The sequence below is a fragment of the Blastopirellula sp. SH421 genome (assembly GCF_057808535.1).
Genome location: NZ_CM173712.1, coordinates 3,668,214 through 3,691,770, shown reverse-complemented (window position 1 = coordinate 3,691,770; position 23,557 = coordinate 3,668,214). Strand labels below are relative to the sequence as shown.

Genomic DNA, 23,557 nt, shown 5'->3' with positions numbered 1-23,557 from the left:
ATGGCGATTTTCCGCCGGTGGCCCCCTAGGCTTCGCCAGTAATATAGCTAGCTTCACCGTTATAACGGCTTATGTTTCCGGGCAGCGCCAGAACTTCGACTTGCTCTTCTATCGGTATTTGTCGGTAGTCCTTATTCTCGTAGTCGAGGTACCCGAGCATCGCGTATGAAAAGGCGCCAATGCCTGTAAAACTACAGCCCGCCAAGCCATATTCTGCGGCGAAATTGCGTAGTCCAGAGATCACCTCATCGTCTCTGTCAAACACCAGGGCAGTCGTCTTCTGGCCCTCGTCACAAAGTAATCGTGATTTCATCAATGGTTCCTATAGAAAAGTTGCTGCCGAGGTTTTGGACCGGGAAAAGCAAGTTTTCTCGACAAGGCGCACCAGTTTTCGACAGTTCGATTCGCGCCCGAAGCGGGGTTTTATCCAGGATGCATTCTGCCTCGCTTGCTGCTTTGCCGATCTATAGTGCGGAACAGTGCTCTTCCAGCCATGCATTACCGCGCCACGAATCATGCTGCCGCGCGAAAGGTCATCTTTGAACGCGGACCACAGGAAATTGGAAGCTTGTTCCAGGGTGATATGCAGGGGAAGAATTGGAACCTTGGAATCGGAGACGCACGATATCGTCGACGCCGTGGTGAAGTTGCCGCAGTAAAAGCTATGCCAGTAGAGAAGCTATTGCGGATGTGCGATTGGTAATGAGCGTCTCGATCGAAAGCGGTGATTCCAGAAGTATAAATTCGTCGAACCGAATCGCGGCGAACCGTCGTCTTCTATATAAGTTCGCAGTCTGAAGGTTCGGTCTCTGCGATCAGTACTTCGCCATGACTGGCGTTTGCGCATTCAGCTTGGCAGTTGCGCAGTCAGCTCTGTTTGACGAACGGATCTGGCGAGACTGCTAGTCGGGCCTTGCGGAGGCGCTGACCAATGTGAGCAATTCGCGCAGCGCCTCTGGCTCGATCGGCTTCACCAAATGATGATCAAATCCAACGTCGGCGGACCGCTGGCGGGCGTCCGTTTGTCCCCAGCCAGTCAGTGCGATCAGCTTGATCCGTTTGCCCCAGGTCTGCTGACGAATATGACTTGCGGCTTCGTAGCCATTCATCTTTGGCATTCCCAGGTCCATCAAAATGACATCGGGAAGAAAATGCTGGGCGACTTCGATCGCCGACTGCAGTTCTTCATTCGACGCTCGCAGCTCTTCCTGGCCGGTCTCGTATTCTTCGATAATGTCTTGCAGGCGTCGGCGCGTTACATCCAGTTTCGAATCGAGTCCGCGAATCACCTCATTTTCGGTCCCTTCGGTCGGAGGACGCTTGCGCGACGACTTCCCCGACGAAAGTGTTGTCGGCGCCGGGCGCTCATCGAAGATGATCAACGCGAAGCCGTCTTGATGCGGCTCTAGGGAAGGACGTACATGCAGGATGACCGGCTGAACGTCCCCCTCAAAGTCAACCGATGTCGGCCTCGAAACGAACGGAAGTTTCTGTTCACGAACGGCCGAAAGTGCGGAACGAAGCTCAAGCTTCAATTCTTCACGCAGTAGCTTAAAAATGTTAGAAGTGATTTCTCCTCCCGGATGAACAAGGTAACGTCCCGCGTGAGCCGAAAGATGGACAATTTTTTCATCCGGACTAAGGAGTAAACTCGGAGGGGCATATTGCTCTACCAGACGCTGATGAAGGACGCCGTAAGTGACTGCTTCACTACCCCGACCGTCAGTTTGGGGCGGCATCAACAGGGGAGCTCGCAACAGAGGGAAGACCGGTAGTCTCGGCTCAGGTCCTACCACATTGCGTTTGCGATAGAGACATCGTTTTTTGTCTTCGGTTCGAAAAAGCTCTGACGCATCCAACGTCTCTGAGGTTCCCAGCACTAAAAAACCGTCTGGATTCAGAGAATAATGAAACAACGCGATGACGTCATGCTGGACCTCACGCTACAAGTAGATCATGACATTTCGACACGCAATCAAATCAATATGGGAGAACGGGGGATCGCTCAGCAGGTTGTGCGGTGCAAAAATGACCATCTCGCGCACCTCTTTGCGGATGCGATAACCGCCGTCGACACGATCGAAAAACTTCTTCAGTCGTTCCGGCGTGGCGTCTGTTTCGATATCTCCGGGATAAAAGCCTTCACGCGCCGACTTGAGAGAATGTTCATGCAGATCAGAAGCGAAGATCTGCAGCGCGAAAGGGGTTTGCCGGCGTTTCACTTCTTCCAGCATTAAGATCGCCAGCGAATACGCCTCTTCTCCCGTCGCACACCCAACGGACCAGATGCGAATACTGTCGTCAGGACGTCGGTTATCAAACAGCTTGGGAATCACCTCTTCCTCGAGCTTTTGAAACACTTCTCGGTCGCGGAAGAAATTGGTGACCGTGATCAGCAAATCGTCGGCCAGCAATTGAATTTCTTCGGGCTTCTTACGCAGCAGCTTCAAATAGTCCGACAGCTCTTCCAGGTGATTAAACTGCATCCGCCGCGCGATTCGTCAGAGGACGGTCGACCGCTTATAGAGCCCAAAATCTCGGCCGATACGGGCGCGCAATTGCCCAAATAATTGTTGGAGAAAGTTGCGAACGTCCGCTTGCAAGTCTTGGTCATTCTCCCAAATCGGCAGCTGCGATTTTTTTTCTCGTCCATCTAAAAATAGATTCTCCACCGCATCGATTGCTGTCTACGGTTTTTGTCGTCGCTGGTCTTCTCTTTACACCGACGATCATGGCGGGTTTTTGTTTTTGTTCAACTAATTTCGGTAGCGGTCAGAAGGGAATGTCGAGATCGGTACGAGATTCGCAGGTTCTGATCAGTGATCAATCCTGCATGGGCGATGCTCGTCTCAACTTTTCGTGGTTGTTATTACGGGGCTGTAGCGACCCATGGGCGACTTGGTTTTTCGCCCGGCTCACCGAATGGAAGAAGACGGATGAACGTTCTAGCGCTCAATCCCGGCAGTAACACCCTGAAATACAAGCTGATTGGATCGGGTGAAGCGATTCTCGATTCTGGATTTATCGATGGCGTGAAGGGGAATCAAATTGTCACCGCCGCGAAACGGCTCCTACAAGATGGATTCGCAGCGACCGTCGATCAGATTGGCGTTCGCGTGGTGCATGGGGGAGGCCGCCATTTCGAACCCGAGTTGGTCACGCCGGGGTTACTGAATGAACTGCGCGAGCTCGTCCGCTTCGATCCGCAGCATCTACCTACCGACATTGCAGTGATTGAAGCTGCTCAAGCCGCGATGCCGCAAACACCGGTCGTGGCCGCCTTCGATACGCAGTTTCATCAGACAATTTCCGACGCCGTCGCCTGCTATCCGCTGGGAGAAGGCTACGCGAAGCGATTTCCCCGATTGGGTTTTCATGGATTCGCCCATCGCAATGTCGTTGGAGAGTTCTGCCGTCGCACAAGTCAAGTCGCTACTGGTCTGCGACTTGTCTCAGTGCATCTGGGTGGCGGCGCCAGCGCCTGCGCAATTCGGGATGGACGCAGCGTCGACACGACAATGGGCTTTACTCCCTTGGAAGGGATGATGATGTCGACTCGCTGTGGGGATCTCGACGCCGGCATCGTGATCGAACTGTTTCGTCAAGGACTATCCTGCGACGAGGTGGAAGATCTTTTGAATCGGCGCAGCGGTTTACTCGGGCTCTCTGGACTTAGCGCGGACATTCGAGATCTGGAACCGGCGGCGGCCAACGGCGATCCTCGTGCAGAACTGGCGCTCGAAGCGTATGGACATCGATGTCGACGATACATCGGCGCAATGATCGCTGTCCTGGGAGGTTGCGACGCGCTCCTATTTTCCGGCGCACTGGCCGAAAATTCACCGACATTTCGCAACCGGATGCTGCGCGGGCTCGCCGGACTTGGACTACGGCTCGACGAGACGCGGAATTCGCGAAGCGAAGCTGAAACCGGGGGAAGAATATCTCACGATCAATCGGCCAGCGAAATTTGGATGATCCCGGTGGATGAAGAACTGGAGATTGCTCGTAGTCTGTTTCAACTGGCCGAATCCTGAAATCCTTTGTTGAATTTTATCTCGATACTCCTTCAACTTCCAAACGGCGATTTTCAATGACCGCTCAAAGCCTATCCGAAACCGAAGTCGAGCGAATCGATCAGTACTGGCGAGCCGCAAACTATCTCTCGGTCGGCCAAATCTATCTGCTCGACAACGCGTTATTGAGGCGCCCGTTAGATCGTCAACACGTCAAGCCGCGCCTGCTGGGACATTGGGGAACGTGTCCCGGCTTGAACATGATCTACGTTCACTTGAACCGAGTGATCCAGCGCGACCAACGATCGATGCTGTTCATTACTGGGCCAGGCCATGGGGGACCTGCACTGGTCGCCCAAACTTATCTGGAAGGAACCTACACCGAAATCTATCCGAAAATTTCGCGGGATGAGTCAGGCTTGAATCGGCTCTTTAAACAGTTTAGTTTTCCCGGGGGTATCCCGAGTCATGTCGCGGCCGAGACGCCGGGTTCGATCCATGAAGGAGGCGAACTCGGATATTCTCTCTCGCACGCGTTTGGCGCCGCGTTTGATCATCCGGAACTCATTGTCGCCTGTGTGATTGGGGATGGTGAAGCAGAAACGGGCGCGCTGGCGACCGGCTGGCATGGAAACAAATTTTTGAACCCGGCTCGTGATGGCTGCGTCCTACCGATCCTGCATCTCAACGGCTACAAGATTGCCAGTCCATGCATTCTAGCCCGCATTCCCCAGGAGGAACTGACCAAGCTGCTAAGCGGCTACGGCTATCGCGTGCATTTCGTAGAAGGGGATGATCCCTTCGAGGTCCATCAGCAGTTCGCGCAGACGCTCGACCGATGTCTGGAGGAAATTGACGAGATCCAACGAAAGGCGCGAACCGAAGGCGTCGTAAAACGCCCCGTCTGGCCGATGATCGTGCTGCGAACTCCCAAGGGCTGGACCTGCCCGCAGGAAATTGACGGCAAGAAGTGCGAAGGGACATGGCGCAGCCATCAGGTTCCGATCAAGAGCGTCGATCAGCCGGAGCATTTGCAGCTGCTGGAGCAGTGGATGAAGAGCTATCGACCGGATGAGCTATTCGATGCAAATGGCGAACTATTCACTGAGATTGCAGAACTAGCACCGGAAGGTGCATTGCGGATGGGAGCAAGTCCCTATGCCAACGGCGGAAAACTGCTGCTTGATTTGACGCTTCCTGATTTCCGCGAGTATGCAGTCGGCGTATCGGCGCCAGGTGAAGCTCTCGCGGAAGCGACTCGCACGCAAGGAGCCTTTATCCGCGATGTGATGAAACTGAATCGCCAACAAGCGAACTTTCGCGTCTTTAGCCCAGACGAGAACAACTCCAATCGCTGGAACGCTCTGTTGGAAGAAACTAGTCGCTGCTTCATGGCCGAGACCGAGCCAAATGACTCGGATCTCGGCGCCGATGGACGACTTCTGGAAATGCTGAGCGAACATCAATGCCAGGGCTGGCTCGAAGGCTATTTGCTGACCGGCCGACACGGCTTCTTCAATTGCTATGAAGCGTTTATCCACATCATCGACTCGATGTTCAATCAACATGCGAAATGGCTGAAGGTCTCTAAAGAAGTTCCGTGGCGTGCTCCAATCGCATCTCTCAACTATCTATTGTCGTCCCATGTCTGGCGGCAAGACCACAACGGATTCAGTCACCAAGATCCCGGGTTCCTCGATCATGTCGCGAACAAGAAGGCGGAAATTGTACGTATCTATCTGCCCCCGGACGCGAATTGTTTGTTAAGCGTGACCGATCACTGCCTGCGCAGCCGCGATTATGTCAATGTGATCGTGTGCGGCAAACAGCCGTCGCTGCAATGGCTCTCGATGGATGAAGCGGCCGAGCATTGTGCCAAAGGGATCGGCATTTGGGATTGGGCTAGCAATGTCGGACATGAACCGGATGTCGTAATGGCCTGCTGCGGTGATGTGCCGACGCAAGAAACCTTGGCCGCGGTCAGTATTTTGCGCCGTCAATCGCCAGAGTTGAAGATTCGCGTGGTGAATGTCGTCGACTTGATGAAACTTCAGCCGGCGACGCGGCACCCGCATGGCTTGGGTGACGACGCCTTTGACCAGCTGTTCCCGCCCGATAAGCCGGTGGTGTTCGCCTATCATGGGTATCCTTCATTGATTCATGAGTTTACCTACAAAAGAACCGGCCATCACAACTTTCATGTCCACGGGTATTGCGAAGAAGGAACGACGACGACGCCGTTTGATATGGTCGTGCGAAATCGACTGGATCGGTTTCACCTGGTCTTGAGCGTGCTAGAACACGTCTCCAACTTTCCTGGCGACGTCGATCAGTTTACCCGCGAAATCGAGCGAAGATTGGCTCAACACAGCGACTATATTCGCGAAGTAGGGGATGATCTGCCGGAGGTTAAAAACTGGAAGTGGACTGCGAACCAAGGAAACTGATGTGGGCGAGCGCCCCCCGCGGCGATCATGCGACATAGCGATCAATTCAGCCACGATGGATGTCGCAATCTCGATCGGCGTCTCAGCGCCGATATCAAGACCAATGGGTGAACGGATTCTCGCGGCTTCCTCCGGCGTGATTGATTGCCCCCGGGAAGCGGGTTGCATTTGCCAGTTCAGGGCGGTGTCCAACCACCGTCGTGCGCCATTGGTGCTGCTACGCTAACATGACAACAGGCATAACGTCATCGCCTGCTCCAAACAGGATCAGATCTTGCGGAGGTCGCAGGATTTCGATCGCCGCGGCGATCCGCTGGCCGTGAGAGTCACGAAACTCCAGCGCGTGACTCTTTTCGGCGACCGATAAATGAGAACGGATAATGTTGACCACGTATTCGGCGTTGGCGATTCCGTGGTGTAATTCCCACTCCAAAGATCCGTCTTCCCTAGTCACAACGGCGTCGCCTGGCTGAACATGCATGGAATCGCTGGCCTAAACCGTCGCCAGCTTTGCGCCGCGACCGTTTAATTCGGCGGATCGTCAGCCGGACGTCGAGCTGATCGTGTTGTTTTTGAGAGAGGTTTCGGTTCAGAACGAAGAATCATATCGAGAAACCGACCGCACGGATTTCTCCGTTTTTGGCCCAATCTTGACCCAATTGATTAGGCAAAAAAAAAGGCCCGCCAGAAAGTCTTTAGTACCAAGACCTTACGGCGAGCCATTTTTCTTAAGCGGAGAGGACGGGATTTGAACCCGTGGAACGGTTTGACCCGTTCACCGGTTTAGCAAACCGGCGCATTCGACCACTCTGCCACCTCTCCTGACGAACGAACAGATTAACTTTCTCCCTCTGTTTCGGCAATGGGGAGAGCAGGAATTCGTGCGGGTGGTTCGGTTGGCTTGGGCGGATTTGTGGGAGTAATCGGTACAAATTTCGCCTATTGGGGAGGAAACCGCCGGTAAATAGGCTTAAATGTGAAGTACGGTGGGCGATTTTTCGATCCCATCTTTGCCCTTGTTCCTGGCGAATCTATTTTCTTCAGAAGTACCGGGGCAGATTTTCTCGCTTTGCACTGGGAGCTGCACCGTGGTTCGCCTAACTTCGATTCTTGTTTTGTTGTTGCTTTCGTCGCTGGCGACCGCCGGAGAAGCGGCGTTGGGCGAAGCGCTTCATTCGATCCAAAGCGACGAAATTAAACGTCATATCGAGACCCTCGCCGCCGACTCCTTTGAAGGACGCGAAGCCGGCAGTCGTGGGGGCCGTGCGGCTGGCAACTACATTGTTGACCTTCTCAAAGCCTCTGGTTTAAAGCCGGCCGGCGATAACGGCACTTATTTTCAATTGTTTGGCGGCGAGTACCGCAACATTCTGGCGGTCCTGCCGGGCAAAGAGCCGGCGCTGGCCAATCAAGTGATTGTCATCGGCGCTCATTACGATCACGTCGGTTATGGGAACTCGACCAATAGCCTGGGGCCGACCGGATATATCCACAATGGGGCCGATGACAACGCCAGCGGCACCTCCGGCTTGTTGGAGGTGATCCAGGCGTTTCAAAAGCTGGCCGAACCTCCGCAGCGCACCATCCTGTTCGCCTTTTGGGATGGTGAAGAGAAGGGGCTGCTCGGCTCGAAGCATTGGCTGCAACATCCAACGATCGAACTGTCGCGCATCAAGTTTTACATCAATCTCGACATGATCGGTCGATTGCGGAATGACCGCGTCGAAGTTTCTGGCGGTCGCACCGCGCAAGGTTTGCGCAGCCTGCTGACGCGCTCCAACGAAGCGACCCAGCTCGCGCTCGACTTTGATTGGGAAATCAAGCCCAATAGCGATCACCATCCGTTTTATGAGCGGAGCATTCCCTACATCATGCTGCACACCGGGCTGCATGACCAATACCATCGCCCGCAAGACGATATCGAATTGATCTCGTTTGACGGCGCCCAGTCGGTCGCGCGGATGGCGTTTCAACTGACTTGGCAGTTGGCCAACGAAGCGACGCCGCGCAAGTTTCGCGATTGGGCCCGTCGCGAAGGGCCTGCCCAACGTCGCCAGTTTGAATCGCCGTACATCGGCCGCGGCTCGCGCTTGGGGATTCGTTGGGCGACTACCGAGGCAGACGCAATCGACGGATTGATCGTCAAAGGAGTCGTCCCGGCGTCGCCGGCTTCACTGGCTGGCGTTCGCAGCGGAGACAAAATCGTCCAATTCGCCGGCTTACCAATCAATACGGTCGAGCAATTTTTGATCAACGTCCAAGCCTCGCCCGAAGCGACCACCATCACCGTAGAGCGTGAAGCAGAGGAAAGCCCGCTCGAACTGCCGCTGACACTGAACGAAAAACCGTCGCCGCTGGGCATTCGCTGGCGCGCAGACGATGCAAATCCTGACATGATGTTTCTGACGGCCGTCATCCCAGGCTCGCTCGCGTCGGCTTCCGGCCTGCGAACCGGCGACCGCGTTTACGAAGTCAATGGGCAAAAATTTAACGCTGGCCAACAGTTCTTCGATCTGGTGACTGACTTTAACAAACCGCTACGATTAGTCGTCGAGCGTCTGGGCCGACTTGACACGATCGAAGTCGACACGTCCAAGCTCCATCCAATCCTCGGCATTTCCCCGCCGGTCGAAACGCCGCCAATGGAAGAAACGCCGACGGCAGAATCGCCGGATTCAGAGTAGGCTATCTTTTCTTCGCAAGCCAGCTTGAGTTTTGGGTTTCGCTTGTTGGTAGTTCATGAAGAATGGAACATGGATGCCAAGGAAAGAAAGACAGAGACGTGGTAAAAAAAACAGCGTTGGGATCGAAATGGACTCCGACAAGGCAATTTTTTGATCTCATTGAAAATGGATTTATCGACGCTCAGCGATCTTGGCTTTCTTGCCGTGTTATCCAAGATTAATCCGTGTAGCCCATGTTCGATTTTTTCCAGCCCCGCCAAATAGCGCAACCTCAAACCGCGCAAGCCGAGGGAAGTCCGTTTGCAAGTTAATGACGAAGTTGAATGAAAGCGGAAAGCGGACCGGACTGGACCGCGTCGTTTTTTTGCGTTGCGAGTTTTCTTCCTGGCCCGAACGCACGAGCGAGGGAACGTGCTTGCTAATAAATGAAGAAGCACGGATACCGCACATTGTCGCTAGAGATTGTCTCCGAGTTAGATAATGGGGGGGCGACATGATTAGTTGGTCTCCCGCATAGGACAGGACACCGGACTGGACTCCGCGTCGTTTTTTTTCTGGGAGACCGGACTGTGGACTGTGGACTGGACCGCGTTACTTTTTTTGTATGTCTCTAATCTTCGTAGCCCGAACGCGCGAGCGAGGGAAATACGTTTGCAAGTCAATGAAGAAGCTCGAATACCGCACATCGTCGCTGGGGTTTCTCTCTGAGTTAGACATTGGTTATTCGGCATGAGTCATTGGCCTCTCCAGGGGGACAGGACCGAGTTCGAAGGACCGGACCGGAAGCGTTTTTTTTGTGTGGACATTTCTGATCCAAATCTGATCACCATGGTTCGCGTCGAATCTGCAACCACAGCGCTGCATTTTCCCTGTCCAATCAAGTCCCCTCCCCAGACGCGCACCTCTAGCGCCCGGCCGATCTGCCGCACATTCAGCTAAATAATCAATCGGCGCAGCAAACGACCTCGGTAACCTCTCCCGAAGTTACCGAGCTTCAACGACAAAGCACCGCCAAACCGAAACCAACCGTACGGCGAGCTTAAATGTATGAATAGATAATAACAAAATGCTAAGACTTTGTCAAGCGGCAATCTTTGCCAACGCCGGGTTCTATGGCCACGGCGTTGCGTGAGCACGAGAGCGGACGACAGTCAACCAATCGCCCCAAACCCAAACTCTCCAAGCTCATGGCCATTCCCACAGCTTCGGAACTGTCGTGGTCAAACTTGCTCTGCACGGTGATGTGCAAGACGATAAGATAATCGTTCAGCCGATACAAAAATGAAATGGAAGCCTTCTGCATGTCTGCTCGACAGGCGTCGTCAATCGATCGAGCCAATATGGTTCGCCAAGCATCATTAGTCAGCAGTGGTCGACGACGATAGGTAGAAAAGGTCAACGCATGAAAATGCCCTGGAACATGAAAATGCTTGACTCGCTTTCGCTGCGGCGCTTGGTCGTCCATAAATAGGAAGATAAAATAACCGGGCAGCCGAGTCAAAAAAAATGGGATTGGATTCTGTTGCTTTCTTTCACTGCGAAGCAGGAGGAAGAAAGAGAAGACACTGGCTGAAAAGGGCCAGTGGCACGCGAAAAATGGGCTGTTCGTCTGTGCCACCCCGCCGACAAACCTATAACCACCGCCGCCCTCACAGCAGTCTGGGCGGCCAAACCCCTGCAGATTTCGCGTCGCAGTGGCCTGCTTCCGTTCCGGCTGCGCCTGCACTCCAGCAGTCCACTGCGATTCCTTTTACCCAATCCGAACTCTCATAACGAGTGGACCAGAAAATGGGGGCATTCCAGAAGCGTTAAACTGATCGGACACGGCGGGGCCTCCTGAAACAGTGATTGTTACACCACCAATTCAGCGAAGCTCCGCCGTCTTTTCAAATCATCCCGCTTAAATTGCAGTAGTCATGACATGCTATCGCAAGATCTTGCGATAGCATCCCCCGCCTGTCGCCGCATCCTGGGGGTCGAGACTTTAAGCCCGTGACATTCGGGGGGGGAGCCGTTTTCCTTTCCTGCATGCTGTAGTCAATCAAACAAGACAGGCACATTGTTACGAAATTCGAGTGGCGGCATTTCTTCAAGCCGGTTGAGATAGATAAAGATATCGACTTCGTTTTGCGAGAAATCGCCGCCACTGCACACAGAGAGGTGATAGTATCCGTCTTCGACGCTCAATTGTTGATCCGTAGCACATTGTGGATTCCAGTCATAGAGGTCATAGAGATCTCGGAAGCAAAGCGTACCTTCCTTCACAAGAACTGCCAGTCGGAGCATGTGGGGGAAATGCTCTTCAGGGTAGCCCTGACGAAATCCTAACCGGTAAAATCCTTCGCCAGTTTGAAACGCAACCAAAGTCCCCTCGTAAACAAAAGGAAGTACTTGCTCAGGCGAAGAAAAACTCTGTTCCAGGAAATTCGCGTGAGGAGCGATTTGCTCTACGGCGAAAGGGGAATAAAGGAATATTCCAAATCCGTGTACACTCAGGTGGATATCGTTCATTTTCACTTACTTCCTAGATCTGACCGAAGTCGTCCTTGTTTTTCCGACCATTTCATTAATGCCTCCCACGCTTCTGCTGGCGTAAGATTGTCACCAAGATTAACTGAGCCATTTGGAGTGCGGCGGGATGGCACTGACCAACAGGCATTATTTTTGGGTGGCACTGGCCAGAGCCAGTGTCCTCACTCCGAGTGCGGCAATTGCACTCCAGAATTATCGAACAGTTCTGCTGGTGGAAAGGTTATTCTTGGCAGGCGAGGATCAACGATCCCGTCCAGCTAAAACCGAGCACTCGACCATTTCCAATCGACGGCACGTTGGCAGAGCCCGCGTCGGACGGGGTTCTCATGAATGTAGTCGATGGCCGCTTCGATCACCGCGGGCTGAAAGAGGTTGCGGTCATAACCAGATCCTTCCTGCCAAAAGCGAAAACAACGTTTCCCCGGCCGCTCTTGGATGGTCAGCTCATCCAGTAATCGTGAACGAGCGTCAACGAGCATCGTCTTGATTTGGCAAGATGTCGGCTGCTTGATTTTCTGCAACAGCCGGCTGATGCTGGCCTCGGCGATCACAGGCAACACCAACAGGTGAACATGCTCCGGCATAAAAACCATCGCGATCAATTGGCACGACTCTGCTCGACAGGCGTCGTCAATCGATCGAGCCAATATGGTTCGCCAAGCATCATTAGTCAGCAGTGGTCGAATGCCCTGGAACATGAAAATGCTTGACTCGCTTTCGCTGCGGCGCTTGGTCGTCCATAAATAGGAAGATAAAATAACCGGGCAGCCGAGTCAAAAAAAATGGGATTGGATTCTGTTGCTTTCTTTCACTGCGAAGCAGGAGGAAGAAAGAGAAGACACTGGCTGAAAGGGGCCAGTGGCACGCGAAAAATGGGCTGTTCGTCTGTGCCACCCCGCCGGTTTTTAGTGGTTGCTCGGCTGTCGAAGGACGCCGCTCGATCTCGATTGCCCTGGTAACACCAATATAACAACATGCGTATATAATAGGTGATGGAGGATCATATTTCATGTGCGACACGAAAGCACTGTGCATTGCCGTTGTGGCATTACTGACTTGCAGCATTGTTGATTCATACGCTCAAAGTGAGTACAAAGGGTCGAACATATTGAACATGAGGTTTGTCGAAATTAAGCCGGGAAATTTTGAGATGGGTGGAAGATTTATAGATTCTAAACCTCCACATCGTGTCACGATCCCGCGTGCTTTCTGGATGGGTAAATATGAAGTGACTCTCGCGCAGTTGTTGGAGTGGATTAATTCTGCCGATGCCAATGTAGAGCAAGAGTGGTTTTTCCTTGACCTGCCCGAATGCCAATTCAAAAGGGCGGGAGATAAGTTTGAGCTCAAAATTGACTGCAATTTGGCTCAGAGCAACGAGCAGCCAGCCGTCCACATATCTTGGCAGGGGGCGGTCGCTTTTTGCGAGTGGTGCACGCGCCATGACTCGCAGTACGTGTATCGCCTGCCAACGGAAGCAGAATGGGAATATGCCGCCAGGGCGGGAACAGCGACCACATATCCATGGGGAGATGATTTCGATCCGAGCAAAGCAAAGGTCGCCAATTTACAGGAATTCAACGGAGATTCACTGCGTTTGCTGCGAGAGGGATATCCGAGTAAGGTTGGATCGTATCCATCAAATCAGTGGGGTTTATGCGACATGAATGGGAATGTGTATGAGTGGTGTTCGGATTGGTATGCCGCTGACTATTATGCGAAAGGTGAGTTAGTAGATCCGCAGGGACCTGATGAAGGAACTAATCGAGTTGTTCGCGGAGGCTCGTGGGCACATGCGGCTTCAGACGCAAGATCAGGACGCCGCAATAAAAACAATCCAGCTCAGATGTTTGAGTATGTAGGCTTTCGTGTAGTTGCGGAAAAGAAATCGTCAGCGTTTCACAGAGAGCGTAACGGGAAATAGGAATACAGCGTCCTGCGGCCGGATGGCACTGACCAACAGGCATTTTTTTCGGGTGCCACTCAACGCCGGTAACGATTTCAATTTAGCATCATCTTCGCAGCCGGCGGGGTGGCACTGGCCAGAGCCAGTGTCTTCACTCCGAGTGCGGCAATTGCACTCCAGAAATTATCGAACAGTTCTGCTGGTGGAAAGGTTATTCTTGGCAGGCGAGGATCAACGATCCCGTCCAGGTAAAACCGAGCACTCGACCATTTCCAATCGACGGCACGTTGGCAGAGCCCGCGTCGGACGGGGTTCTCATGAATGTAGTCGATGGCCGCTTCGATCACCGCGGGCTGAAAGAGGTTGACTCGTTTTCGCTGCGGCGCTTGGTCGTCCATAAATAGGAAGATAAAATAACCGGACAGCCGAGTCAAAAAAATGGGATTGGAGTTTGTTGCTTTCTTTCACTGCGAAGCAGGAGGAAGAAAGAGAAGACTCTGGCTGAAAGGGGCCAGTGGCACGCGAAAAATGGGCTGTTCGTCTGTGCCACCCCGCCGCCGCCTTCCCCGGTCTCGACGGTTGGATCCGCATGCGTCTGCGTACGATTCTACGTAGGCGCCGCGGCATCCGCGGCCGAGCGAAAGGAGGCGACAACGTTCGCTACACCAACTTGTTCTTCGCCGAGCAAGGACTGTTCAGCCTAGCAACTGCCCATGCCTTAGCGAGTCAATCCTCTTCGAGGTAAAACCATCAACCGGAGAGCCGTGTGCGGGAAACCCGCACGCACGGTTCGGAGGGGAGGGAGACCGGCAACGGTCTTCCTTACCCTATCGCGAAAAATGGGCTGTTCGTCTGTGCCACCCCGCCGAGTCAAACTCACTGACCGGCAAAATCAGCAGCCTCTACAAGCGCTACTTCGCCGAGAAAATCGCCGACCGCCTGCCGAACCCCTCGCAGCGATACGCTGTCTACTACAACTATCAACAGCAAAGTCAGGGAGACTATGTCCTGTTAGTTGGCGGCGTCGTCGATCAGGTGACCAACGATCAACTTGCGACGGCAACGATCGAGTCAGGCAAGTACCTAAAATTCCAAGCTCACGGTCAACAACCCCAAGCCGTAATCGACGCCTGGCGACAAATCGCCGCGTACTTCCCCAGCAGCCCACACCGCCGAGCCTACACAACCGATTTCGAGCGCTACGACGAGCAATCGCCCGAGTTGGTCGAGATTTTTGTCGCCATCGAGTAGAAAAGCCCTCTCCCTGCGATTTTCGCCCCGCCGCTTCCCGCTCACCCAAGACAAGGGCTATAATCGTCGGTTCAAGTCTCCGTAGCTCAATTGGGGACGCCGTCAAACTTGCATCTACTCGCAAAAATACGCCTATTTTCTCGGCTCAAACGCACTTCGTTTTGACCCAATTTAACCCCATTTGACCCTGTTTTAGTGCCAAATTTAGTGCCGCCAAGCGACGGCCTATTCTATGGGCTACTGGGGACAGTTTCCAGCGGGTGGATCACGCCATCGAGTGACCGCCTATCGCCGATTTATCGGCGGCCTACGGGGACCATTTTTGCGTGGCACTAAATGGCACTAAAGTTTGGCGAAGATCATCGACAAGATAGCGGGCGAATGCCCCATGAGTCGCTTCAACTCATGAAGAGGCTGGAGGACCAAGCCGTTCGATTTCATCGCATATCATTCTATACGCCACATCTAATTGGCGATCAATCTCTGGGATTGCCTCGGTAGCGCCGGCTGCATGGCGAAAACTAACGTGAAAACTCTTATGCCATTCGCTATCGAACATCGCCAATACCGACGACGAAACTTCCGGAAACTGATCGGCGGTGATATCTACGATCACGCCTAGTTTCTCAAGCCAAGCGTGGAAATTATCACCGCGCCGCCCGCAGACGTATTCCCATCCGCTGCTGCCATTCTCGAAAAGATACTTTGCGAGCAGTTCGCAGGCATCCCCACACGCCCCTCGTGGAAAATGCCGGAAGGAGATGGGAGGCAATGAAAAGTGGCAGTTATCGAGAGCAGACCGGAACGCAGTCGCAAGACTTGCAACAAGCTGTAGTTCTTCTTCGCTCACGGATGGTCAAATCCCTTGAAACAACATGCGCACTTCATCTTCCAGGCCGGGATAATTTATTGGAGAGTCGTCGGTTATGGTCCTGTCGAACCGTTGCTTTGTTCCCCTCTTGTACCTCCAGAGAGATCCGTTCGGCTCAAATTCAAGTGAATAGTCAAATCGACCAGTACCGTATTCGTCAGTGAGAAGAATAGTGAGATCCACCTCACCAACATAGGGACTGGTGACGGAACCAGTTCTGGTCAGGTCGCTTGATCCCCACTGAACCTTGACATCTTTAGCGGCACGCCATCGCTTAAGATAGTTGTTCCTCGCGTCCTCTTCTCTCGACTTCGCGTCATGGAGGAAGTCGTTCCAACTCTCCGTGAGTCGAATTTCTTCTGATTGCTCTGGAGCCGGACCAGCTGAAGAGCAACCTATAAGAAGCGCCATGCCGAGAGAGACTAACTGCGGTTTCATTGTTTTGTTCCCGTGACATATCTAGCTTTGATTTGAGCAACGAATGACTACGCCAGTGTCGGGAATTTCAAATTCTAACGGCTTCTCTCGGCGACATTGAACCTCAATGCCGTCACTTGTTTCTGCATAGGACGCGAGTGCTTCGCCGTTCAGGGCATACCCGTGAATTGTGTACTGCTGACCATCGCTGCCCATGCCAGTAACGGAGCTTATCTTCTTCATTGCCATGAAGCATTTCCTTCATCTTCTAAAAGTGCAACCTCTTAGCTCAAAAACGGCTTGAGCCAATTCGCGTAGAGTTCCTTTGGAATTGTCGCCAATACTTATTGGTTCCTCTTTCGCTGAGATTGCTAATGGACCGATTGTACCAATTCAAAGAAAGAGGGCTATCGAACTTCAGAAACGATTTTTCCACAAGGTGGCTCCCCGCTGCGATTTTTAATTTTTGTGTATGGTTCGTCTGCTCGTTGCCTAATACTCCGTGTAGAATGCGGCCTCCTGATCACCTTTCGTCGCGAGAACTCCGCTATGCCTGGAACAGAAGTTGAGATTGAGATTGAGATTCTGGAGTCAGTTGATAGCGGCCTCTATGGCAGGGTCTACAAGGCTCGTCAGGTAGCAATAGATCGGGTCGTCGCTGTCAAGATTATCAAGCCTGATCGGCTCGACTACGCTAACGTTGTGGATCACGCCAAGGCACTTGCAAAGGTTGATGGTCACCCCAACATTGTTACAATTCATGGCGTTACGCGAGTTACGATTCCGGGTATGGGAGAGAATCTTCCCGCTGCTGTTATGGAATGGATTGAAGGCGAGACCCTGGGCGCACGTTTGGAAGGAGAGCGCTTTAGCGAGCAGGAGGCAAAGAGGGTTTGCGCTGGTATTCTTGATGGATTGGAACACATGCACGTAAGCGGCATGGTTCACGGTGATTTGCACGCAGGGAATATTATTCTAATGCCAGATTGCCGCCCCAAAATTATCGATATGGATGGCACGGAAGATCATTCGCTCGGAAATCTGTCGACTTATTCAAGGAAGATAACGGTTAGCGGCGACCTTGCATTTCTGAAGCGGGCCGCCGTTCAAATTCTGCAACATGCTCGATTTTCAAGCATTCGCATCAATACGATCGATCAAAACTTCCGAAACGCAGATTCGCTGAGTGAAGTTCGCACCCTGCTTGAATCCTTCTTTGACGATGAACAGCCGATGGCCTATCACGTTGCAATAGGCAATTCGATTGGTCTTGAATCGGCAGCCGAACTGACACAAAAAGTCCAGGACTACATTGAGCAAGATAAGCCAGCAAGCCTGCGTAGCCTAATGATGCGACAGGTGAAGGCAGTTACTGATGAGCTTATGAGTGATCGTTTCGAGGTGGCCGGAAATCTTAGCGAGGAGGACTATAAGGCGAGGGTCAGCGATTACGAGGAGACAATTGGGCCACTGTTGCCCGCTTTGGCAGCCGGTGCGTTCTGGGGAACCGAGGAACATGCCCGACTTTGGCGCGAATGTATCGAAACGGTCGCCAATGTTTACGAAGATCACAAAAGTTGGGGCGGTCGAACTGCATTTCTTGACCTCCGGAAGTACCCTCCCCTTCTAATGCTCTACGCTGCTGGCCTAGGGGCATTTTGGAACGACAGATACGCTACGTTGAAAGTTCTTTTGCGAGGATCTCAATACCTTCACATGGAACGCCCGCGATTGCTTGCCTCAGAACTTGGCCATTGGAAGGCGGAAGCAAGGGACGCATGGAATAAGGCCGTGCTAGACAATGGCCTTGCCTACACGCCTGTTTCTGATCGACTGCTAGATGTCATGCACAATGCCATGTCTGGATTGACATTATTGCGAAGCAATTTTGTGTTGGAATTCGACAGGTTTGAATATTTCTTTGGTTTAGTTGATTCCTATGGCGACAGTCAACTGACGGAAAGCATGGTTAGGCGAGTTAGAGTCGATGACTCTTCATGGGGGCCATATGGTTCATTTATTTGGCGGAACAAGCGGCGAGGGCATGACGACGTTGACCTTGGAGCCGAATTTTTGAAAAGGGTTAGTAGTTCCGGCTCGCCAGTCCTTCAGGTAGGCTTTTTCAGGGGTGATCTGGAAGAGCTTCGAGTTGCTGTTGCTCAATACGACAATTTTTTAAATCAGCTTCGAGCCCAATTTCATATTTTCTAGGGCAATTGCCGATTCGAGAGCGGCTTTCGATGCATATTGCAGAACGCAAGGGCGACTCTCTTGTCGGGAGTGGACTAGCAACAGATGACTTGAGGAACAGTAGATGCCTGGTTCAACTGTCGAGTTCAGCCACGATGACGCGCTCGTAATTAAAGTTCTAGTTAGGCACTACGACCAGCTAGACAAGGTTTTCACAATCAATGATCTCTCGAAAGAAACCCAGTTACCCTTAGAGACGCTCTCGCCGATTCTCTATCGATTCTCGCGCTACGAACTCGTTTCGCCAATTTCTCGCAGCGGTGAACAGTGGCGAATCGAAGCCAACCTCTTGTCGACTGCGGAGCAACTCGGCGCACCTGATCCGCCACGCGATTACTGGAAGGAACTGGAAGTTTGGTTTCGCAGTCGCCGTTGGTCTGTTCCACTGCTGGTCGTGTTTGTTGGGCTGCCGATTATTGTCACCTACATTCAGATGCTGATTGCGGTCTTGAAGTGGTTGAGCCTGCTCCCAGCTGAGTAGCTAGTCCATTTTCTTTATCGCAGAGGGATTTCAAGTGAACGAAACCGGCTCGCAACATCCAACGCTTGACAATCTAGCGAAACAACACTTTGCTCGCTGTCGGATCATTCGATTGGTTGATCTCACGGACCAAAGCAACGGCGGGACAGCTGTTAAAGTTCAGCTAGGAAATCGCTACTTTCTCGCAACTGCGGCTCATGTCTTAAAGCCCAATAACGATATTTGCGCACTCATTCCTAGCGAAGCTGGGAATAGTTTCGTCACCAAATTCGCACGGCGACTTGCCGACAAGGAAGGCGACGTAGCCTTTCTTGAAATTGATGAATGTGATGCCGCTGCAATGGGCGGAAATTTTGTTGTAGAGAATGAACTCTGCGTGGATTTCGATCATCTCAAAACGGATGCTATTCTGGCAGGATTTCCCGGCCAGTTAGTCGAATCGACTAGTGTCGATCTCCGACATGGTGTTTCAAACGCAATCCACGATCATCGCTCGATTACGTTTTTCACGGTGACGCTTCCACGTTCAGAGTGGCCGATTCAAACCCAGAGAGCCATTTGCGACAGTGATCTTTTTGCAAGCTTCGATCCCCACAATGACATGCAACTTTCGAAACTTGACACTCCTTCTATGCCAAGCAAAGAAATCAAGATTGATGAATTGAAGCTTCACGGCGTGAGTGGTGGCGGAATTTGGATTGACGTGCCCCTTGAGTCAGAGGTTTGGTATCCAAACTTGAAGTTGGTAGCAATCGACAGCAGCGTGAATGCGTCGAAAAAATGGATAAGAGGAAGCCTGATAAACCGATGGCTGGAACTTCTGCGAGCAAACTATCCTGACTTGCGTGAGACGTTAAATCGTATCCTCCCCGATTAGCTGGAAGGAGGCTTGGTGGATGGCTTCGGATTTCAGTGCGTGGATTACGAATCGGAGTCTGGATTATCCTGAAGCATGTGAAAGTCGACGTAGCGAAACAGAACGATTGGATCGCGTTGGGCGTCCCTGAAGGTGACTTTGCAGCAGGCTAAAAAAGTTCCCCAAGCATGTGTACGGATGCCGATTATGTCATGGGTGTTCATCACTGGGTAAACTTCGTCGCCCCAGGAATGACCAAAGTAGAATTCGGCTTTTTCGATATCTTGAAAATGCCTCTTCGGCGGCCCAGCAGTTGCTTTTCCGTGTCGCACAATGAATAAGAAGATGTCGAATTTCTGGTCTCGGTCTGTTGATGGGCGGTACACATGAACCAGCATGTAGCCATCAACTCTGGCGTATTCATCGGCGCGCTTCTGAGTCCAATTGTCTACTGGAATGCCCCCATTTTCTGGTCCACTCGTTATGAGAGTTCGGTTTGGGTAAAAGGAATCGCAGTGGACTGCTGGAGTGCAGGCGCAGCCGGAACGGAAGCAGGCCACTGCGACGCGAAATCTGCGGGGGTCTGGCCGCCCAGGCTGCTGTGAGGGCGGCGGTGGTTGTAGGTTTGTCTCCAGGCGGTGATGACGGTGCGAGCTTCGGCCAGCGTGGCGAACAGCTCGCACGCCAGGCATTCGTCGCGAAGACGACTGTGGAAGCTCTCGACGTAACCGTTCTGCCAAGGACTGCCCGGTTCGATGTACGACGTGCCGACATCGATCTTCTCCAAGAACTTCTGCACGCGACGGCTGATGAACTCCGGCCCGTTGTCCGAACGAATAAACTCAGGCACGCCGCGGATCGCGAACAAGTCGGCAAGCAGTTCCACCAGATGATCGCCGGTGAATTTGCGATTTACTTCCAAGGCGATGCATTCTCGCGTGAACTCATCGACCAGCGAAAGGATCTTCAGCGGACGACCGTTCTCGGTGCGATCGAAGATGAAATCGATCGACCAAACATGGTTCGGCCGCTCGGCCTGACGGCGAGTGATGCCGCCATCCACCGTTCCGAGTCGTCGCTTTTTCGCTCGTTTTACCGGCACTTTCAGCCCTTCCCGACGCCACAGGCGATAGATGCGTTTGAAGTTCACCTGCCAACCTTCCTGCCGCAAAAGCCGCGTGATCATGCGATAACCGTAACGAGGAAACTCACGAACCAATTCCAAAATTCGACCGACCAAGCGTTGTTCTTCCGCGTCGTCGCGAGGCGTATAACGCTGTGAACTGCGTGCGACGCCCAGCGTTCGGCAAGCTCGCCGTTCCGAAATGTCGCACGCTTGGCGAACATGTCGAACCGTCTCGCGCCGCCGAGCCGGGCTCAGAAGTTTCCCTCGGCCGCCTCTCGCAAAATCCGCTTGTCGAGCTCCGCTTCGGCAAGCAACTCTTTCAGTCGCTGGTTCTCTACCTGCAACTCACGCAGCCGCTTCGCCTCGTCTGACTTCATCCCGCCAAACTGCTTCTTCCACCGCATCCAGGTCGCTTCGCTAATCGCCAAAGCCTGAAAAACTTCGGCAGACGACTTGCCTGCCGCCAACATCGCCTCACCTTCCTGCAAGGCCTTCACAATCTGTTCCGGCGAACGCCGTTTACGCTTCTTCGTCATCAGAGTCTCCTTGGCCAAAATCGGCCTCTAGACTCTCATAACACATGGACCAGTTCTTGGGGAGCACGCCATGGTCGCCTTGGCCCCTGCATCGGCTTTGCCCGGTTCTTTTTCTTTAAGCGGGAAAGGACCAGCCTCAGCGTGGATTCCAGCATGAAGACGTTTTACGAATGGCTGTTAGAGCGAGCGCGGCGGCAATGCAAAGGCTTGTGGCTCTATGACAAGAACGCCATCATCGGGCTATCGAAGAGAAATCCGTTGCCATGAGATTCAGCGGTCAACAAGAGCTTGAGCAAAAAGCCCAAGCCGCCGCTGGCAGGCGTGCCGATGTTCAAACCTTGGAAGTCTACTCAAACGGCGAAACTCCAGCCGATCAAACCGGCCTGACATACGCACGATTTATGCGATCGCCAACTCCTCGTTCCAGTGAAATAGCTTCAGACGCCCTTCTGCCACTTCATTCGCTGCATGCGGCCCAACGTGAAAACGGTATTGTGTGGTCTTCTTCCATTTGCGGACAAACCGAGCAATCTGCTCGTATCCCTTTTCACCTTGTTCGAAGTGGGAAACATGACTGTCCATGATAAAGTGAATCCGTCCATCCGACAGTTTGTCGCCTTCACGGCAGCACGGACGAATTTCGGTCACGGGCGACATATTTTTCATCAATCGAGAAATATTTGGTTCATCTCCAACCTCACGATAGAACGCCTCTGCTGGAGAAATTGACAAGGGCAAGAGATGAAAGCACTTATTGTGGGGAGCACCATCAATTATGGTCGTTGGTAGCACTCCATCTGGCTCATCGCCTGTCTCAATTAGATCAGGAAGCAAAAGGAATCCTTTCTGCTCGGCGAAGGCAAGCAGCTCATTCAAGTCAACATCGTCTGCGAAGATACCAATTTGTTTACTCATAGCGACTCTCATTCTATTATGTTCCCGATGAACCGGGCAGCCGAGTCAAAAAAAATGGGATTGGATTCTGTTGCTTTCTTTCACTGCGAAGCAGGAGGAAGAAAGAGAAGACACTGGCTGAAAGGGGCCAGTGGCACGCGAAAAATGGGCTGTTCGTCTGTGCCACCCCGCCTTCAGCCCTTCAAACCGGCACAGCCTGCGAAGATCGTGATGCAGAAGCCGAAGGCATTTAAGTAGCGACTTCGTGATAGAACCTTGGGTTGTTTGCCAGTTCGGTTACGAATGTAAGAAGGTTTTCGCTGATTGCATCACCAAACGGCCAACAAACTTGGCCTTCTCGCATTACGAGATACAGTCGATCGCCAACCTCAAAGAAAGGTAGTTCCCCATCGTCGAAACCTTCGCTTGGCAAAATGTCCTCGTCTTCGCCAAGGAACAGTTCCGCGATTTCATCAGGATCAAGAAATCGATTGATGTAGTTGAAACCGGTTCTTGACGTATCGCTTTGCGAAGCCTTCAAGAATCCGCTTCCAATCTCGTTGAAAAACTCTCGTAGCTGCTCAGGAAAGGGGTTTCCTATTCGACGCTCTGCACTCTCGATATCTTCGGCAGAAACTGGGAAACGGACGTTGGGGAAATCTGGTTCCCCAGTTCCGTCTCGCATAATTCTTGTCAGAAAATGAAACATGTGATTTCCCTTGGTCAATCAATATTCTCCAGCAGTTGCCGCAATGGACTTCCAGAGCGGTGTATTCCGCCTTGATGCTGTCCCGGAAAACGAGCGGGGTGAATATTCCACCACTCCGCAGGACCACCTAGTTCGTTCTCAATTACATGGTGGGCATCGTATGGGTCGCCTTTCAGTCGAGAGAACCCTGGTTTTCCGTTCTTCTTCGGAAGATTCTCAGTGTACCGCGGCCAACTCTGCCCTGTCTGGCGTTCCCATTCAGCGATTAGGTCATCCTTGACACTGTCAAATTGACGTCTGTGACGAACCGTAGATGATGCCGCGATCAACAATCTGAAGTTGCTTAGGCCCAATCTCCTAAAACTTGGCTCCCAGAGATTGTAATTCAGATCCCATCGGCGATATTCTGATGACTGACGGGTTACGTCGACCTAGAGCGTTTGCATCCACTGTTGTTTCAGCAATTGGCTATTCTCATGGTGGACATTGCATCGCCAGCGCTTCGAAACGCTTTTTTGAAAGGGTGTGGCAATCGCTTGGCGAATCGCGGCGTTAAGTTTTCCTACTCATCCCAGCGTGCT

General features: G+C 52.6%; 22 protein-coding genes, 1 tRNA gene and 1 pseudogene. 8 read left to right on the top strand and 16 right to left on the bottom strand.

Features of this window, described 5'->3' with window-relative positions:
- Positions 1-25: 25 nt before the first annotated feature.
- The 3 genes from SH421x_RS15190 to SH421x_RS15180 all read right to left on the bottom strand — a co-directional run bounded on the left by SH421x_RS15190 (position 26) and on the right by SH421x_RS15180 (position 2,498).
- The gene (locus tag SH421x_RS15190; protein WP_488850138.1) at positions 26-313 is read right to left on the bottom strand and encodes a PCC domain-containing protein; all 288 of its coding nucleotides are present in this window, start codon (positions 311-313) and stop codon (positions 26-28) included.
- 589 nt (positions 314-902) lie between these two features.
- Entirely contained in the window at positions 903-1,916 is a 1,014-nt protein-coding gene (locus tag SH421x_RS15185; RefSeq protein WP_488850137.1) for a response regulator, read from the bottom strand.
- Positions 1,917-1,943: 27 nt separating this feature from the next.
- The gene (locus SH421x_RS15180; protein WP_488856441.1) at positions 1,944-2,498 is read right to left on the bottom strand and encodes a CheR family methyltransferase; all 555 of its coding nucleotides are present in this window, start codon (positions 2,496-2,498) and stop codon (positions 1,944-1,946) included.
- A gap of 438 nt (positions 2,499-2,936) precedes the next feature.
- On the opposite strand from SH421x_RS15180, the gene SH421x_RS15175 reads away from it, so the two are divergent.
- Positions 2,937-4,037, top strand: a complete 1,101-nt coding sequence (locus SH421x_RS15175) for an acetate/propionate family kinase (RefSeq protein ID WP_488850136.1) — start codon at positions 2,937-2,939, stop codon at positions 4,035-4,037.
- On the top strand, positions 4,031-6,463 hold the full coding sequence (locus SH421x_RS15170) for a phosphoketolase family protein (RefSeq protein WP_488856440.1): 2,433 nt from the start codon (positions 4,031-4,033) through the stop codon (positions 6,461-6,463). Before SH421x_RS15175 ends, SH421x_RS15170 begins: the two co-directional genes overlap by 7 nt.
- A 54-nt stretch (positions 6,464-6,517) precedes the next feature.
- On the opposite strand, the pseudogene SH421x_RS15165 reads toward SH421x_RS15170, so the two are convergent.
- The 3 genes and pseudogenes from SH421x_RS15165 to SH421x_RS15155 form a co-directional block, all read right to left on the bottom strand.
- Positions 6,518-6,631 (bottom strand): annotated as a pseudogene (locus tag SH421x_RS15165) (XdhC family protein); the annotation flags it as partial.
- A gap of 49 nt (positions 6,632-6,680) precedes the next feature.
- Complete coding sequence (locus SH421x_RS15160; RefSeq protein WP_488850135.1) at positions 6,681-6,944, bottom strand: hypothetical protein; 264 nt, start codon at positions 6,942-6,944, stop codon at positions 6,681-6,683.
- 252 nt (positions 6,945-7,196) lie between these two features.
- A tRNA-Ser gene (locus SH421x_RS15155) sits at positions 7,197-7,285 on the bottom strand.
- A gap of 266 nt (positions 7,286-7,551) precedes the next feature.
- Between SH421x_RS15155 and SH421x_RS15150 the strand changes: the two genes are divergently transcribed.
- A complete protein-coding gene (locus tag SH421x_RS15150; protein WP_488850134.1) occupies positions 7,552-9,147 on the top strand; it encodes a M20/M25/M40 family metallo-hydrolase in 1,596 nt (531 codons plus the stop codon).
- Positions 9,148-10,216: 1,069 nt separating this feature from the next.
- Here the strand turns inward: SH421x_RS15150 and SH421x_RS15145 are convergent.
- The 3 genes from SH421x_RS15145 to SH421x_RS15135 form a co-directional block, all read right to left on the bottom strand.
- Entirely contained in the window at positions 10,217-10,648 is a 432-nt protein-coding gene (locus tag SH421x_RS15145; protein WP_488850133.1) for a hypothetical protein, read from the bottom strand.
- Between the two features lie 536 nt (positions 10,649-11,184).
- Positions 11,185-11,658, bottom strand: coding sequence for a hypothetical protein (locus SH421x_RS15140; protein ID WP_488850132.1), 474 nt, complete (start codon positions 11,656-11,658; stop codon positions 11,185-11,187).
- A gap of 278 nt (positions 11,659-11,936) precedes the next feature.
- Positions 11,937-12,377 carry a transposase gene (locus SH421x_RS15135; RefSeq protein ID WP_488850131.1) on the bottom strand — a complete coding sequence of 147 codons (441 nt, stop codon included), beginning with the start codon at positions 12,375-12,377 and terminating at the stop codon, positions 11,937-11,939.
- Between the two features lie 311 nt (positions 12,378-12,688).
- On the opposite strand from SH421x_RS15135, the gene SH421x_RS15130 reads away from it, so the two are divergent.
- On the top strand, positions 12,689-13,603 hold the full coding sequence (locus SH421x_RS15130; protein WP_488850130.1) for a formylglycine-generating enzyme family protein: 915 nt from the start codon (positions 12,689-12,691) through the stop codon (positions 13,601-13,603).
- Positions 13,604-14,314: 711 nt separating this feature from the next.
- Positions 14,315-14,836, top strand: a complete 522-nt coding sequence (locus SH421x_RS15125) for a GyrI-like domain-containing protein (RefSeq protein ID WP_488856438.1) — start codon at positions 14,315-14,317, stop codon at positions 14,834-14,836.
- Between the two features lie 403 nt (positions 14,837-15,239).
- On the opposite strand, the gene SH421x_RS15120 is transcribed toward SH421x_RS15125, so the two are convergent.
- The 3 genes from SH421x_RS15120 to SH421x_RS15110 are packed head-to-tail and all read right to left on the bottom strand — an operon-like array spanning position 15,240 to position 16,373.
- Entirely contained in the window at positions 15,240-15,686 is a 447-nt protein-coding gene (locus tag SH421x_RS15120; protein WP_488850129.1) for a hypothetical protein, read from the bottom strand.
- 6 nt (positions 15,687-15,692) lie between these two features.
- Entirely contained in the window at positions 15,693-16,145 is a 453-nt protein-coding gene (locus SH421x_RS15115) for a hypothetical protein (RefSeq protein ID WP_488850127.1), read from the bottom strand.
- Positions 16,146-16,166: 21 nt separating this feature from the next.
- On the bottom strand, positions 16,167-16,373 hold the full coding sequence (locus SH421x_RS15110; RefSeq protein WP_488850125.1) for a hypothetical protein: 207 nt from the start codon (positions 16,371-16,373) through the stop codon (positions 16,167-16,169).
- A gap of 300 nt (positions 16,374-16,673) precedes the next feature.
- Between SH421x_RS15110 and SH421x_RS15105 the strand changes: the two genes are divergently transcribed.
- The 3 genes from SH421x_RS15105 (at position 16,674) to SH421x_RS15095 (ending at position 19,732) form a co-directional block, all read left to right on the top strand.
- Positions 16,674-18,335, top strand: coding sequence for a serine/threonine protein kinase (locus SH421x_RS15105; RefSeq protein ID WP_488850124.1), 1,662 nt, complete (start codon positions 16,674-16,676; stop codon positions 18,333-18,335).
- Positions 18,336-18,438: 103 nt separating this feature from the next.
- Positions 18,439-18,855 carry a hypothetical protein gene (locus tag SH421x_RS15100; protein WP_488850123.1) on the top strand — a complete coding sequence of 139 codons (417 nt, stop codon included), beginning with the start codon at positions 18,439-18,441 and terminating at the stop codon, positions 18,853-18,855.
- A gap of 34 nt (positions 18,856-18,889) precedes the next feature.
- Complete coding sequence (locus SH421x_RS15095) at positions 18,890-19,732, top strand: hypothetical protein (RefSeq protein ID WP_488850122.1); 843 nt, start codon at positions 18,890-18,892, stop codon at positions 19,730-19,732.
- 44 nt (positions 19,733-19,776) lie between these two features.
- Here SH421x_RS15095 and SH421x_RS15090 read toward each other — a convergent pair whose 3' ends face one another.
- The 4 genes from SH421x_RS15090 to SH421x_RS15075 all read right to left on the bottom strand — a co-directional run bounded on the left by SH421x_RS15090 (position 19,777) and on the right by SH421x_RS15075 (position 22,976).
- Positions 19,777-20,109 carry a pYEATS domain-containing protein gene (locus SH421x_RS15090; RefSeq protein WP_488850121.1) on the bottom strand — a complete coding sequence of 111 codons (333 nt, stop codon included), beginning with the start codon at positions 20,107-20,109 and terminating at the stop codon, positions 19,777-19,779.
- An 83-nt stretch (positions 20,110-20,192) separates the two neighbouring features.
- Positions 20,193-21,373, bottom strand: a protein-coding gene (locus SH421x_RS15085; protein ID WP_488850119.1) for an IS3 family transposase whose coding sequence is annotated in 2 segments (ribosomal slippage) — positions 20,193-21,106 and positions 21,106-21,373 — 1,182 coding nt in all. Because the reading frame shifts where the segments join, the coding sequence is not laid out codon by codon here.
- Positions 21,374-21,772: 399 nt separating this feature from the next.
- Positions 21,773-22,288, bottom strand: a complete 516-nt coding sequence (locus SH421x_RS15080) for a hypothetical protein (RefSeq protein ID WP_488850118.1) — start codon at positions 22,286-22,288, stop codon at positions 21,773-21,775.
- 229 nt (positions 22,289-22,517) lie between these two features.
- Positions 22,518-22,976: an SMI1/KNR4 family protein gene (locus SH421x_RS15075; RefSeq protein ID WP_488850117.1), complete on the bottom strand. Its 459-nt coding sequence runs from the start codon at positions 22,974-22,976 to the stop codon at positions 22,518-22,520.
- Between the last annotated feature and the right edge of the window lie 581 nt (positions 22,977-23,557).